The organism is Pseudomonas sp. RW407 (assembly GCF_003176655.1).
In the GTDB taxonomy this organism is placed as follows: Bacteria; Pseudomonadota; Gammaproteobacteria; order Pseudomonadales; family Pseudomonadaceae; genus Pseudomonas; species Pseudomonas delhiensis.
On sequence record NZ_QGSL01000088.1, the window covers coordinates 966058 to 980227 of the forward strand.

The 14170-nt window shown below is 71.5% G+C and carries 12 protein-coding genes, 1 pseudogene and 1 riboswitch; of the genes and pseudogenes, 8 read left to right on the forward strand and 5 right to left on the reverse strand.

Translation table 11 applies throughout. From position 1 onward, the window contains the following. Entirely contained in the window at positions 1–3732 is a 3732-nt protein-coding gene (cobN, locus tag DK254_RS10950) for a cobaltochelatase subunit CobN (RefSeq protein ID WP_109933794.1), read from the forward strand. 610 nt (positions 3733–4342) lie between these two features. On the opposite strand, the gene DK254_RS10955 is transcribed toward cobN, so the two are convergent. Together DK254_RS10955 and DK254_RS34740 are read right to left on the reverse strand one after the other, a co-directional pair. Then, positions 4343–5440, reverse strand: a complete 1098-nt coding sequence (locus tag DK254_RS10955; protein ID WP_256595845.1) for a 3-deoxy-7-phosphoheptulonate synthase — start codon at positions 5438–5440, stop codon at positions 4343–4345. Between the two features lie 275 nt (positions 5441–5715). Next, on the reverse strand, positions 5716–5850 hold the full coding sequence (locus DK254_RS34740; protein ID WP_009617212.1) for a hypothetical protein: 135 nt from the start codon (positions 5848–5850) through the stop codon (positions 5716–5718). 146 nt (positions 5851–5996) lie between these two features. Between DK254_RS34740 and DK254_RS10960 the strand changes: the two genes are divergently transcribed. From DK254_RS10960 to DK254_RS10970, 3 genes are read left to right on the forward strand one after another with little or no spacing between them, the layout of a single operon-like run. Further along, on the forward strand, positions 5997–6998 hold the full coding sequence (locus tag DK254_RS10960; protein ID WP_109933795.1) for an ATP-binding protein: 1002 nt from the start codon (positions 5997–5999) through the stop codon (positions 6996–6998). Beyond that, on the forward strand, positions 6980–7678 hold the full coding sequence (locus DK254_RS10965; protein WP_256595854.1) for a VWA domain-containing protein: 699 nt from the start codon (positions 6980–6982) through the stop codon (positions 7676–7678). Before DK254_RS10960 ends, DK254_RS10965 begins: the two co-directional genes overlap by 19 nt. Positions 7679–7710: 32 nt before the next feature. Further along, a complete protein-coding gene (locus DK254_RS10970; RefSeq protein ID WP_109933797.1) occupies positions 7711–8049 on the forward strand; it encodes a hypothetical protein in 339 nt (112 codons plus the stop codon). Here DK254_RS10970 and DK254_RS10975 read toward each other — a convergent pair. From DK254_RS10975 to cbiE, 3 genes are all read right to left on the reverse strand, one after another. Then, on the reverse strand, positions 8046–8669 hold the full coding sequence (locus DK254_RS10975; RefSeq protein ID WP_109933798.1) for a glutathione S-transferase family protein: 624 nt from the start codon (positions 8667–8669) through the stop codon (positions 8046–8048). The two genes, DK254_RS10970 and DK254_RS10975, sit on opposite strands and share 4 nt — an antisense overlap. Before the next feature lie 297 nt (positions 8670–8966). Next, positions 8967–9695: a cobalt-precorrin-6A reductase gene (locus DK254_RS10980; protein WP_109933799.1), complete on the reverse strand. Its 729-nt coding sequence runs from the start codon at positions 9693–9695 to the stop codon at positions 8967–8969. Further along, entirely contained in the window at positions 9692–10894 is a 1203-nt protein-coding gene (gene cbiE / locus DK254_RS10985) for a precorrin-6y C5,15-methyltransferase (decarboxylating) subunit CbiE (RefSeq protein WP_109933800.1), read from the reverse strand. Before cbiE ends, DK254_RS10980 begins: the two co-directional genes overlap by 4 nt. Positions 10895–10972: 78 nt before the next feature. Continuing rightward, a riboswitch (cobalamin riboswitch) is annotated at positions 10973–11157 on the forward strand. A 91-nt stretch (positions 11158–11248) separates the two neighbouring features. Between cbiE and cobG the strand changes: the two genes are divergently transcribed. From cobG to DK254_RS34515, 4 genes and pseudogenes are all read left to right on the forward strand, one after another. Next, the gene (gene cobG / locus DK254_RS10990) at positions 11249–12577 is read left to right on the forward strand and encodes a precorrin-3B synthase (protein ID WP_109933801.1); all 1329 of its coding nucleotides are present in this window, start codon (positions 11249–11251) and stop codon (positions 12575–12577) included. Continuing rightward, positions 12570–13196, forward strand: coding sequence for a precorrin-8X methylmutase (locus tag DK254_RS10995; RefSeq protein WP_109933802.1), 627 nt, complete (start codon positions 12570–12572; stop codon positions 13194–13196). The genes cobG and DK254_RS10995 overlap by 8 nt, the downstream gene beginning before the upstream one ends. Continuing rightward, a complete protein-coding gene (locus DK254_RS11000) occupies positions 13196–13936 on the forward strand; it encodes a precorrin-2 C(20)-methyltransferase (protein ID WP_371921131.1) in 741 nt (246 codons plus the stop codon). The genes DK254_RS10995 and DK254_RS11000 overlap by 1 nt, the downstream gene beginning before the upstream one ends. Next, positions 13936–14170: pseudogene (locus DK254_RS34515) on the forward strand (precorrin-3B C(17)-methyltransferase); the annotation flags it as partial. The gene DK254_RS11000 and the pseudogene DK254_RS34515, both read left to right, overlap by 1 nt.

Sequence of the window (14170 nt, forward strand, 5' to 3'; positions counted from 1 at the left end):
ATGCACCTGCTGCGCACCCAACCCGGCGGCTTCGTCCCCGACGACGGCATCGCCCACCTGGCCCAGACGCCCGCCGAGCTGGTCATCCTCTGCAGCGGCGATTCGCACCTGGCGCTGCTCGCCGAGGCCGCCCGCGAGCTGCCGGCGGACTACCCGAGCCTGCGCCTGGCCAACCCCATGCAGCTGCAGAACCACGCCTCGGTGGACCTCTACGTCGACGAGGTGCTGCGGCACGCGAAGGTCATCCTGATCTCGGTGCACGGCGGCGTCGGCTACTGGCGCTACGGCATCGAGCAACTGGTGGCCCTGGCCGAGCGCGGCGCCACCCTGGTCCTGGTCCCCGGCGACGACAAGCCCGACCCCGAACTGACCGCGCTGTGCACGGTCCCAGCCACCGAGGCCGAGCGCCTCTGGCAGTACCTGCGCCAGGGCGGCCTGGACAACGCCCGGCAGTTCTTCGCCAACCTGGCCAGCCGCTACCTGGGCCGCGCCTACCCCTGGAACGAACCGAGCACCCTGCCCCGCGTGGCGCTGCACCATCCCCGGCACACCGGCGCCGGGCTCGGCCACTGGCAGGCCGAGTGGAACCCCGACTGGCCGGTGGCGGCGCTGCTGTTCTACCGCACCCACCTGCAGGCGGCGAACACCGGTTTCATCGATACCTTCTGCGCCAGCCTGCGCGCGCAGCAGCTCAACCCGCTGCCGATCGCCGTGGCCAGTCTCAAGGAAGCGGCCTGCCTGGAGCAGGTCGAGGCACTACTGGACGCCGCCTGCGCCGAGCTGATCATCAACACCACCGGCTTCGCCCAGTCCAACCCGGAGGCGCCCCAGGCCCGTCCGTTCCGCCGCGACGTGCCGGTGCTGCAGGCGATCTGCTCGCTGGACAATATCGAGCAGTGGCGCGCCAACGCCCAGGGCCTGGGCCCGCGCGACCTGGCCATGCACGTGGCGCTGCCGGAACTGGACGGCCGCCTGATCACCCGGCCGATCAGCTTCAAGGGCCTGGCCTGGCGCAGCGAGCGCAGCCAGAGCGACGTGGTCTGCTACCTGGCGCACCGCCCGGGCATGGACTTCGTCGCCGAGCTGGCGCGGCGCTGGGCCCTCCTGGCGCGCAAGGCCAACGCCGACAAGCGCGTGGCGCTGATCCTGGCCAACTACCCGACCCGCGACGGGCGCATCGGCAACGGCGTCGGCCTGGATACGCCGGCGGCGGCCTTGAACATCCTGCGTGCCCTGGAGGCCTCGGGCTTCCCGGTGGCCGGCCTGCCGGAGACTGGCGATGCGCTTATCCACAGCCTGCTCGGCGGCGTGAGCAACGACCTCGACAGCCTCGACCTGCGCCCCTGCGCCCAGAGCCTGGCGCTGGCCGACTACCTGGCCTGCTTCGCGCGCCTGCCCGAAGCCAACCAGCGCGCCGTGCGCGAGCGCTGGGGCGAGCCCGAGCAGGACCCGATGTGCCGTGGCGGGCGGATGATGGTCGCCGGCCTGCGCCTGGGCCTGGCCTTCGTCGGCATCCAGCCGGCGCGCGGCTACCAGCTCGACCCGGCGGCCATCTACCACGACCCGGCGCTGGTCCCGCCCCACGGCTACCTGGCCTTCTATTTCTGGCTGCGCGAGGCCTTCGGCGCCGACGCGGTGATCCACGTCGGCAAGCACGGCAACCTCGAATGGCTGCCGGGCAAGGGCGTGGGCCTGTCCGAGGAATGCTGGCCGGACGCGATCCTCGGCCCGTTGCCGAACCTCTACCCGTTCATCGTCAACGACCCCGGCGAGGGCGCCCAGGCCAAGCGCCGCAGCCAGGCGCTGATCATCGACCACCTGATGCCGCCGCTGACCCGCGCCGAGAACTACGGCCCGCTGCGCGACCTGGAGCGGCTGGCCGACGAGTACTACGACGCCTCGCTGCTGGACCCGCGCCGCGCCGTGCAACTGCGCGGGGAAATCCTCGACGCCGTGCGCGCCGCCGCCCTCGACCGCGAGCTGGGCCTGCAACTGAACGACGACGAGGACAGCTGGCTGCCGCAGCTGGACGCCTACCTCTGCGACCTCAAGGAATCGCAGATCCGCGACGGCCTGCACGTGTTCGGCGAATCGCCGGCGGGCCAGTTGCGCCGCGACACCCTGCTGTCGCTGGTGCGCATCCCCCGCGGCGACGGCAAGGGCGGCAACGCCAGCCTGCTGCGCGCCCTGGCCGAGGACCTGCGCCTGGGCCGCGACCCGCTGGACAGCAACTTCGCCGAGCCCTGGGACGGCCCGCGCCCCGAGTTGCTGCTGGCCGTCAGCGACGAACCCTGGCGCAGCAACGGCGACACCCGCGAACGCCTGGAACTGCTCGCCCTGCGCCTGATCGAGGACGACCTCGACGGCCCCGGCGCAGCCAGTGCGCTAGTCCTCCAGCAACTGCGCGAGAACGTGGCGCCGCTGCTCGACGCCTGCGGCGCCAACGAGATCGGCCAGTTGCTGGCCGGGCTGAACGGCCGCTTCGTCCCCGCCGGCCCCAGCGGCGCGCCCAGCCGCGGCCGCCTGGACGTGCTGCCCACCGGGCGCAACTTCTTCACCGTCGACGTGCGCAACCTGCCCACGCCCACCGCCTACCGCCTGGGCTTCCAGTCCGCCAGCCGGCTGCTGGAGCGGCACCTGCAGGACCATGGCGACCACCTGCGCCAGCTCGGCCTTTCGGTGTGGGGCACGGCGACCATGCGCAGCGGCGGCGACGACATCGCCCAGGCCCTGGCGCTGCTCGGCGTGCGCCCAGTGTGGCAGGCTGGCAGCCAGCGCGTGGAAGACTTCGAGATCCTGCCGCTGAGCCTGCTCGACCGCCCGCGGGTGGACGTGACCCTGCGCGTCTCCGGCTTCTTCCGCGACGCCTTCGCCAACCTCATCCGCCTGTTCGACGCGGCGGTACAGGCGGTGGCGGCGCTGGACGAGCCGGACGACATGAACCCGCTGGCTGCCCGCGTGCGCGCCGAAAGCGCCCAGTTGCAAGCCGGCGGCGTGGCCGAGGAAGAAGCCCGGCGCCAGGCCGGCTGGCGCATCTTCGGCGCCCAGCCCGGCGCCTATGGCGCCGGCGTGCAGGGGGTGATCGAGGAACGCAGCTGGGAGAACCGCGCCGACCTCGCCGCGGTCTACCTGAACTGGGGCGGCTACGCCTACGGCGCCGGCGACGACGGCACCCCGGCCCGCGAGCGCTTCGCCCGGCGCCTGGACGGCCTGCAGGCGGTGCTGCACAACCAGGACAACCGCGAGCACGACATCCTCGATTCCAACGACTACTACCAGTTCCAGGGTGGCATGCTGGCCGCCGCCGAGGTCATCCAGGAGCGCCGCGTGGCCAGCTACCACGGCGACCACAGCCAGCCGGACAACCCGCGCATCCGCACGCTGAAGGAAGAACTAGGCCGCGTGCTGCGCGCCCGCGCGGTGAACCCGAAATGGATCGCCGGGATGAAGCGCCACGGCTACAAGGGCGCCTTCGAGATGGCGGCGACCGTGGACTACCTGTTCGCCTTCGACGCCACCAGCGAACTGGTGGAGGACCACCAGTACCAGCTACTGGCCGACGCCTACCTGCTGGACGACGACACCCGCGAGTTCATCCAGCGGCACAACCCCGAAGCCCTGCGGGACATGGCCGAGCGCCTGCTGGAGGCGCAGCAGCGAGGACTTTGGCAGGAGCCTGGGGAGTATCGTGAGGCGCTGGAGAACATCCTGGTGGATAGCGAGGAGCAGTGACGCTGAGGCTCTTCGTAGGAGCGAGCTTGCTCGCGAACGGAGTTTCCAAGTGGCTTAGGTGTCTAGGTTTGGCTCCGTCCCCTCTCCCCAACCCTCTCCCTGAAGGGAGAGGGGGCTAGTCCGTGCCGAGAATGGATTTGGCGTCAGCCGGCAACTTCGTACTAGCCGGCTAGCTCCGAAATACCCGAGCACTCCGAACAGCCCCCTCTCCCTTCAGGGAGAGGGGGCTTGTCCGTGCCGAGAATGGATTTGGCGTCAGCCGGCAACTTCGTACTAGCCGGCTAGCTCCGAAATACCCGAGCACTCCGAACGGTCCCCTCTCCCTTCAGGGAGAGGGTTAGGGAGAGGGCGCTCTCATACCTGGCACCGACACGACCGGGAATCTCCCTTCGCGAGCAAGCTCGCTCCTACAGGCACCCGGTAACGTAGGGCGTATAACCGTTCGCGGTTATACGCCGCTACACCCACCTCATGCCCGGCTTCCCGGTCGAACCCGAAGCGCCCCAAGACAGAGGCTCCGTGACGGCCCCCGGAGCACACGGAAACGTCGGATAAACGGCGTATAACGCGGAGCGTTATACGCCCTACGCCGAGCCCACCACCGTTACGATTACCCCCGCCGCAACCGCCGCGCCGCATCCACCAACAACGCCTCGGTCCCACTCCACCCCAGGCAGCCATCGGTGATGGAAACCCCGTAGCGCAGCTCGCCCTTCAGCGGCTGGCAGCCGTCGAACAGATGGCTCTCCAGCATCACCCCGCGCAGCGACGCATCGCCACCCAGGCGCTGGTCGAGCACGCTGGCCAGCACCGCCGGCTGGCGCAGCGGGTCCTTGCTGCTGTTGGCGTGGCTGCAGTCGACCATGATCCGCGCCGGGATGCCCTGCTTCTCCAATCCCTCGCGGGCCGCGCGCACGCTGGCCACGTCGTAGTTCGGGCCGCCGTGGCCGCCGCGCAGCACCAGGTGGGTGTCCGGGTTGCCGAGGGTCTGCACCAGCGCCGGGCGGCCCAGGCCGTCGATGCCGAAGTGCTGGTGCGGGTGCGCCGCCGAGCGCATGGCGTCGCAGGCGATGCCCAGGCTGCCGTCGGTGCCGTTCTTGAAGCCCACCGGCAGGTCCAGGCCGCTGACCATCTCGCGGTGCACCTGGGATTCGCTGGTGCGCGCGCCGATGGCGGCCCAACCCAGCAGGTCGTCGAGGTAGCCGGCCACCAGCGGCTGCAGCAGTTCGGTGGCCACCGGCAGGCCGCGTTCGAGCATGCCCAGCATCAGCCGCCGCGACAGCGCCAGGCCCTCGGCCATGTCACCGCTGCCGTCCAGGTGCGGGTCGTACACCAGGCCCTTCCAGCCGATGGTGGTGCGCGGTTTCTCGACGTAGGCGCGCATCACCAGCAGCAGCTGGTCGCTCACTTCGGGGGCCAGGGCGGCGAGGCGCTCAGCGTAGTCGAGGGCGGAATCGGCGTCGTGCAGGGAACAGGGGCCGACCACCACCAGCAGGCGCGGGTCGCGGCCGTCGAGGATGGCGCGGATGGCCTGGCGGTCGTGCTGTACGCGTTCGGCCAGGGCGGCGGAAAGCGGCAGGCGCTGGCGCAATTCGGCGGGGCTCGGCAGCGGCTGTTCGCGGCGGCGGAGGCTGGGGCGCGGCAGTTCGAGGACTTCGGCGGACTGCGGCAGGTCGTTGCGGATCAGGGCGGAAACGGAGGAATTCATGGACTGGCATCCTTGGCCGGCGCGGTCGTGGCCGCGCGCGGCGCTATCTGAGTGTTCGACTGAGGTGTTCGGGTGTGGCAGCGGTACGGCTGCTAAATCGCCAGTCGGAGGTGCGGTAATAGCGGTAGGTGGTGTAGGCGGTCATGTTTCGATCCTCTGGTTGAAGTGCTTTGGCCTTGTGGGCCGGAAAAACAAAAACCCCGGTCGGGTTGCCGACCGGGGTTTCGTGAAACTGTCTGGTTGGCGACCCTGCTTGCTAGGGCGCCTGTGGGGTATCAGGCGCGCCTGTGGCTAAACCAATACCCATAGAAGAAATAACCGGCGGCCGCGGCCAGCACCTGCGCGCGAACGACCGCGGAGCCGAGGGCACCGGGGCGGGCGAGGGACTGGATGGACAGGCTGGACGGCATGGTTATCTCCACAAGATGCCGGCCAAGCTACCGTATCGGCGCCGGGCTTTCAATCATCCTTTCCTATCGCCTTCATCGATGGCGCCTCGCCCGCCCGCGCCGGCTTCGCTACCATTCGCCTTCACGCACGCCGCAGGTAACGCCCCATGCAACCGCACTTCCCCCTGGCCGCCGTGGTCGCCGCCGACGACCTGAAACTGGCGCTGTGCCTGGCCGCCATCGACCCGGCCATCGGCGGGGTGCTGATCGAGGGCCCGCGCGGCATGGCCAAGTCGACCCTGGCCCGCGGCGTGGCCGACCTGCTCGACGGCGGGCGCTTCGTCACCCTGCCCCTGGGCGCCAGCGAGGAACGCATCGTCGGCACCCTCGACCTCGACGCCGCCCTGGGCGAGGGCCGCGTGCGCTTCTCCCCGGGTATCCTGGCCAATGCCGACGGCGGCGTGCTCTACGTCGACGAAGTGAACCTGCTGCCCGACCACCTGGTGGACCTGCTGCTGGACGTGGCCGCCAGCGGCGTCAACCACGTCGAGCGCGACGGCCTGTCCCACAGCCACCCGGCGCGCTTCGTGCTGATCGGCACCATGAACCCCGAGGAAGGCGAGCTGCGCCCGCAGCTGCTGGACCGCTTCGGCCTGAAGGTCGAGCTGGGCGGCACGCCGGCGCCGGCCGAGCGCGCCGAGATCGTCCGCCGCCGCCTGGCCTTCGACGCCGACCCACAGGCCTTCCTCGGCCACTGGCAGGCCGAGCAGGACGCCCTGCGCCAGCGCTGCGCCCAGGCCCGCCGGCGCCTGCCCGGCATTCCCCTGGACGACGCCGCGCTGCAGGCCATCGCCGAGCGCTGCTACGCCGCCGGGGTGGACGGCCTGCGCGCCGACATCGTCTGGCTGCGCGGCGCCCGCGCCCATGCCGCCTGGCGCGGCGCCGAGCGCATCGAGAAGGAGGATATCGACGCCCTGGAGCCCTTCGCCCTCGCCCACCGCCGCCGCCATGCGCCGCCACCACCGGCGCAGCCGCAGGCGCCTCAGGCCCCTGCCGCCAACCAACCCGAACAAGGCACACAGAACGAAGGCCAGTGGGGCGAACTGCCGCCCCGCGCCGTGCCCGCCGGCGCCGCCCGCGAACTGCCGCGCTGGCCAAAAAAGCCCTGAGCATCCGCCCGCGCCCGGCCCCAGGCGCGGATGCCAGCCCCACACCCGGCCAGTCCGCCGGCGGCCGCAGCGGCGCCCGCCGGCAAGGCGCGCAGTCGCGCGTCGACTGGCCGGCCAGCTTCCTGCGCGGGCGCCCGAAGAAGCGTGACGAACTGGTGCTGCGCGCCCGCAGCGCCAAACCCCGTGAACTCTGGCTGGTAATCGTCGACGCCTCGGCCAGCACCCGCCGGCATGGCGCCCTGAGCCAGGCCAAGGGCCTGCTGGCGGAAGTCTTCGAGCAGGCCTACCGGCAACGCGCGCGCCTGGCCGTGCTGCATGCCGCGGGGCAGCAGCCACGCTGGCTGTGGCAGGGGCAGAAGGCTTCTGCGCAACTGCGCGACTGGCTGCGCGAACTGGGCGCCGGCGGCGGCACGCCGCTGCCCGAAGCCCTGGCCCAGGCCGCCGACTGGCTGCAGCAGCGCCAGCGCCACAAGCCCGGCGAGCGCCAGCGCCTGCTGATCGTCACCGACGGCCGCCTGAGCGACTGCCCGCCCCTGGCGCCCCTGCCCTGCGCCAGCCTGCTGGTGGACATCGAGAGCGGCCCCGTGCGCCTGGGCCGTGCGCAACACCTGGCCGCGGAACTGGAAGCGGATTACCGGCACATCAGCGAACTTCCCTGGAAGACCCAGCTACCCTCGTAAACCCACATACTCCAGCGCCCAGGAAGACCATCATGACGACAGTAGCGATTCTCTACCGGGAAACTGATACCGAGGAAATATCCGAACTGTTACTCAAGCATCAGCTATTGATGCTGCCCGCAGTTATGCGCAGCGAAGGCCGACGACTGGCCGCAACACTGGACAGCGAACGCGACGAGAATGGCAATGGCGTACTGCTGCTGGAAATTCCAGTGCAGACGCGTGAGTACGGCGAAGACTTCATCGCCGTCTTCTTCCATACCAGCCGCTACGACTACCGCAGCCAGGGACAGCTGCAAGCCACCATGCAAAGGGCCCAGAATGCATGGGAAGACGCAGGTGGGCCGAACGAGTTCTTCGTCGAAACCTAGGGCAGCCCGTTGCAGCCATGCTCGCGATAGCCAGGTCGCCGGCTCAGCAGCTCGTAGTAGGCAGCTACCGCGGGCAGCTCGGGGCGCGGCAGCGGCGTCATGAACCAGCGCTGCACGGACAACCCGAGGACGATGTCGGCCAGGCTGAAGGCTGTGCCAGCGACGTAGGCGCCGGTCTTCTCCAATTGGGCGTCGAGGATTTGCATGTGCCGCACCCACTCGCGCTCACCGGCGGCCAGGGCCGCGGCATCGGCATGCGCCGGGCTGTTGCGCACCCGCGCCATGAACACGTAGCGCCAGGCATTGTTCAGCTCGGTGGCCTGCCAGCCCATCCACTGCTCCACCCGCGCCCGCTCGCCGGGCGCGGAAGGCAGCAGGTCGTCGCGCGGGTACTGGCTGGCCAGGTAGCTGCAGATGGCGTTGCTCTCCCATAGCACGAAGTCGCCGTCCACCAGCACCGGCACCAGCGCATTGGGATTGAGGGCGAGGAATTCGGGCGCGTCCGTGGCGCGAAAGCCGCTGCCCCAGTCTTCCCTATGGTAGGGAAGCTGCAGCTCGGCGCAGGTCCACAGCACCTTGCGCACGTTGATCGATGAGGCCTTGCCGAGGATTCGCAACATTCCGCCACTCCCTGTTCGCGTCGTGCGCATGACCGTTCGCGGTTATACGCCGGCGCCCCCCGCCGCGTCGATCGCGCCGGCTGACGCCGGACAACCCGCCCACGCCGAACGGCCCCCTCTCCCGCTTGCGGGAGAGGGTTGGGGAGAGGGGCTCTCATGCGCCAATCGGCGCTATCGATCCACCTCGTACAGCTCCAGCTTCGGCAATGTGTCGGCGAGCGGTTCGCGAGCAAGCTCGCTCCTACAGGCGATGCACCTGTGCTTTTCGTAGGAGCGAGCTTGCTCGCGAACCCGGCCCTACAGAAGCGGCTCCAGCGCTGCCCATAGCACCTCGACGCTATCGAACTGCCGATCCACCTCGGGCAATTCCGGCCGCGCCAGGATCAACACCGGCACACCCCGCTCGCGCGCCACCTGCAGCTTCGGCTCGGTGGCCTGGCTGCCGCTGTTCTTGCTCACCAGTACGTCGGTGCCCAGGCGCGCGAACAGCTCGCGCTCGCCCTCCAGGCTGAAGGGCCCGCGGGCGCCCAGCACCTCGGCGCGCTCAGTGCCTGGCAGGCTCTGCAGGCAGCGCAGGGTCCAGAACTGATGTTCGGGAATTTCGCCGAGGTGTTCCAGCGGCTCGCGGCCCAGGGTGAACAGCGGCCGGCGGAACGGCGCCAGCGCCACGATCAGTTGCGCCCAGCCTTCCACCTCGCGCCAGTCGTCACCAGGCCCGGGCTGCCAGCCGGGACGGCGCAGGGCCCAGCAGGGTACGCCGGCCAACTGCGCCGCGCGGATGGCGTTGCGGCTGATCTGCGCGGCATAGGGATGGGTGGCGTCGAGCAACAGGTCATAGCCCTGCGCGGTGATGAACGCCGCCAGGCCCTCGGCGCCGCCGTAGCCGCCCACGCGCACCTGGCAGGCGAGGTCGTCGGGCACCTTGCCCAGGCCGGCCAGGCTGTACAGGTGGCGAGGGCCGAGGCGGCGGGCGATGGCGAGGGCCTCGCCGATGCCGCCCAGCAGCAGGATGCGCTTGCCGCTCACGGCTTGCGCACCGCCAGCAGGGTGATCGGCAGGGCCGAGCGCCAGGTGTCGAAGCCGCCCAGGGGCTGCGCCTGGGCCACCTGCAGGCGCACCAGCTCGCCGCCGTGGCGCTCGCGCCAGGCGACCAGGGCCGCCTCGCTCTGCAGGGTCACGGCATTGGCCAGCAGGCGCCCGCCGGGCTTGAGGTTGTCCCAGCACAGCGCCAGCACGCCGGGCACTGTGACGCCGCCGCCGATGAAGATGGCGTCCGGCGCCTCCAGGCCTTCCAGGGCCTGGGGCGCGTGCCCGGCCACCAGTTGCAGGCCGGGCACGCCAAGGGCGTCGCGGTTGTGGGCGATGTGCCCGAGGCGGCCCTCGTCGGCCTCGATGGCGATGGCCCGGCACGCGGGGTGCGCGCGCATCCACTCGATGCCGATGGAGCCGCAGCCGGCGCCGACGTCCCAGAGCAGTTCACCCGGCTCCGGGGCCAGGCGCGCGAGAGTCACGGCGCGCACGTCGCGCTTGGTCAGCTGGCCATCGTGGCGGTAGGCGTCGTCAGCCAGGCCGGGGGTCAGCGGCAGGCGCCGGGCATCGGCGCCTGCCACGCAATCGATGGCCAGCACGTTGAGCGCGGCGGCCTCCTCCAGCGACCAGTCGGCGGCCAGGCCGTCGATGCGCCGCTCGCGCTCGCCGCCCAGGTGCTCCAGCACGCTCAGCCGGCTCGGCGCGAAACCGCGTTCGCGCAACAGCGCGGCGACCGCCGCCGGGCTGCGCCCATCGGCGCTCAGCACCAGCAGCCGGCGCCCCGGGTGCAGGCGCAGGTTCAGCGCCGCCAGCGGCCGGCCCACCAGCGACAGCAGCTCGACGTCCTGCAGTGCCCAGCCCAGCCGCGCCGCGGCCAGGCTCACCGAGGACGGCGCCGGCAGCACGCGCATTTCCGCCGCCGCCAGTTGCCGCGCCAGGCTCGCGCCCACGCCGAAGAACAGCGGGTCGCCGCTGGCCAGCACGCAGGTCGGGGTGCCGCGCCGCGCCAGCAGCGGCGCCATGTCGAAGGGGCTCGGCCAGCGCGTGCGCTGTGCGCCGATGCACGGCGGCAGCAGGTCCAGCTGGCGCTCGCCGCCGAACACCTCGCTGGCCGCCAGCAGGGCGCGGCGGGCGGTCTTGCCGAGGCCGGGGTAGCCGTCCTCGCCGATGCCGACGATGGTCAGCCAGGGCGTCATGGGAAGTCCTCGCAGGTTGCGACACCGCGCCGCCGGCGTTCCGACGGGCAGGGTTTTCAAGGGGTCGGGCAAAGCGGGCATAATACAGCCTTCGTCGGTGCCCATCAGGGCCGAAGAGGGAACGCGCAGGAGCCATCCAAGCGCGGCTGCCCCCGCAACTGTAAGCAGCGAGTCCACGCGTCATTGGCCACTGGGAGACCGGGAAGGCCGCGTCGGGCGACGACCTGCCAGCCAGGAGACCTGCCGACGGGACCAGTCGCGCGTGCAAGCATCGAGCGGGGTGTATCGATGTTGTAGGTCTTCCCATATGTGGGGCGATCCGCAAGGTCACCGCGACCCAGCCATGGTGACCCTGTGCCGAGCCAGCCGCCCGTCCCCCCTGTCGAAATCCGCCCGTCGCCCTGCCCGGGGCTGCTGCGCGTGGTCGCCTCCGGCGATGGCGGCATCTGCCGCATCAAGCTGCCCGGCGGGCGCCTCGACGCCACCGGCGCCAAAGCCATCGCCCGCGCCGCCGAGCGCCATGCCGACGGCTTGCTGGAAGCGACCAACCGCGCCAACCTGCAGATCCGCGGCGTGCACGAAGGCGCCGGCACGGCGCTGTCCACCGAGCTGCTGCAGGCCGGGCTGGGCCCGCGGGTCGCCGCCGCCGACGACGTGCGCAACCTGCTGCTGAGCCCTGCCGCCGGCCTCGACCGGGCCCAGGCCCTGGACGTCTCGCCGCTGGCCGCCACGCTGCTCGACCTGCTGCAGGACAACCCGCGCTTCCACGGCCTGTCGCCCAAGTTCGCCCTGCAGTTGGATGGCGGCGAGGGCCTGGCGATGCTCGAACACCCCCACGACATCTGGCTGTCGGCCATGGACGCCGGGCGCTTCGCCTTCGGCCTGGCCGGCTGCCCGCCAGTGCGCGCGCAGGACAGACCCGCACTCGCCGCCATCGCCAGCGAACAGGTGCCGGCCCTGGTCGAGGCGCTGCTGAACCTGTTCCTCGACCTGGCCGGCGAAGGCGTCTCGCGCATGCGCCAGTTGCTGACAAGCCTTCCCGCCGAGGACCTGCTGGCGCGCCTCGACCTGCCGCTGCAACAGGACGTGGCCGACTGGCGTCGCCCCGCCGTCGCGCCCTTCGCCCATCTGGGTATCCGCCCGCAGCGCCAGAGCGGCCTGTGCAGCGTCGGCGCCGGCTTCGTCCTCGGCCGCCTGCACGCCGGGCTGCTGCGCGAACTGGCCGGCCTCGCCGAGTGCGAAGGCGACGGCGGCCTGCGCCTGACGCCCTGGCAGGGCCTGCTGCTGCCCAACGTGCCGGCTGCGCGGGCCAGCGCCGTGCTCGCCGCACTCGACAGCCTGGGCCTGATCACCTCGGCCGAACAGCCGCTGTCCCGGCTGGTCGCCTGCAGCGGCTCCAGCGGCTGTGCCCGCGGCCTGGCCGACACCAAGGCCGACGCCCTGCGCCTGACCGAACGCCTGGGCGCGCCGCTGCCGCCCGGCGTGCACCTGTGCGGCTGCCCGCGCTCCTGCGCCGCCGCCCACGTGGCGCCCCTGACCCTGCTGGCCGTCGCCGACGGCCGCTACGACCTCTACCGCCGCGCCCCCGGCCACGCCGGCTTCGGCCAGCCGCTGGCGCGCGACCTGTCCCTCGACGCCGCGGCCGACCGGCTGCGCGACCCCGGAGTCTTCCCCGATGCTTGACTACATCCGCGACGGCCAGGCGATCTACCGCCAGTCCTTCGCCACCATCCGCGCCGAGGCCGACCTCTCGGCCATCCCCGCCGACCTGGAGAAGCTCGCCGTGCGGGTGATCCACGCCTGCGGCATGGTCGACGTGGTGCAGGACCTGCGCTTCTCCGCCGGCGCCGGCAGCGCCGGCCGCGCGGCCCTGGCGGCCGGCGCGCCGATCCTCTGCGACGCGCGCATGGTCGCCGAGGGCATCACCCGCGCGCGCCTGCCGGCGCACAACGAAGTCATCTGCACCCTCAACGAGGCGGACGTCCCGGCCCTGGCCCGCGAGCTGGGCAACACCCGCTCGGCGGTGGCCCTGGAGCACTGGCGCCAGCACCTGGCAGGCAGCGTGGTGGTGATCGGCAACGCCCCCACCGCGCTGTTCTACCTGCTGGAAATGCTCGACGCCGGCGCGCCGAAACCGGCGCTGATCCTCGGCTTCCCGGTGGGCTTCGTCGGCGCCGCCGAATCCAAGGAGCTGCTGGCCGCCGACAGCCGCGGCGTGCCCTACGTGATCGTCCGCGGCCGCCGCGGCGGCAGCGCCATGGCCGCCGCCGCGGTGAACGCCCTGGCCACGGAGGTGGAATGATGGGCGGCCGCCTGCTCGGCCTGGGCGTCGGCCCCGGCGACCCCGAGCTGATCACCCTCAAGGCCCTGCGCCTGCTGCAGTCGGCCCCCGTGGTCGCCTATTTCGTGGCCAAGGCCAAGCACCACGCGGGCCAGGGCGGCAACGCCTTCGGCATCATCGAGCAGCACCTGGGGCAGGCCCAGGAGCGCCTGCCGCTGGTGTACCCGGTGACCACCGAGAAGCTGGAGCCGCCGCTGACCTACGAGACCGTCATCAGCGACTTCTACGACACCGCCGCCGAGCAGGTGGCCCGGCACCTGGACGCCGGCCGCGACGTCGCGGTGATCTGCGAGGGCGACCCCTTCTTCTACGGCTCCTACATGTACCTGCACGACCGCCTGGCCGAACGCTACCCGAGCGAAGTGGTGCCCGGCGTGTGCTCCATGCTGGGCAGCGCGGCGGTGCTCGGCGTACCGCTGGTGTACCGCAACCAGAGCCTCTCGGTGCTCTCCGGCGTACTGCCGGAAGACGAGCTGAAGCAGCGCCTGGCCAGCGCCGACGCGGCGGTGGTGATGAAGCTCGGGCGCAACTTCGACAAGGTCCGCCGCGTGCTCCGCGCGCTGGGCCGCGACGACGGCGCGCACTACGTGGAGCGGGCGACCATGCGCGAGCAGCGCATCGTGCCGCTGGACGAGGTGGACCCAATGGCTTCGCCCTACTTCTCCATGGTGGTGATCCCCGGGCAGAGGTGGCGCGGTTGATGAACGCCTCCCCCGCCATCGTCATCCTCGGCGCCAGCGCCCTGGCCACCGCCCGGCGCGTGCAGGCGCTTTATCCACAGGCGCGCATCCACGGCCTGCAGGGCCGCGTCGAGGGTGCCGACGAGCCCTACCAGGATTTCGGCGACACCCTGCGCGCGCTCTACCGCACCGGCACGCCGATCATCGCCCTGTGCGCCGCGGGCATCGTCATCCGCAGCCTGGCCCCGGCGCTGC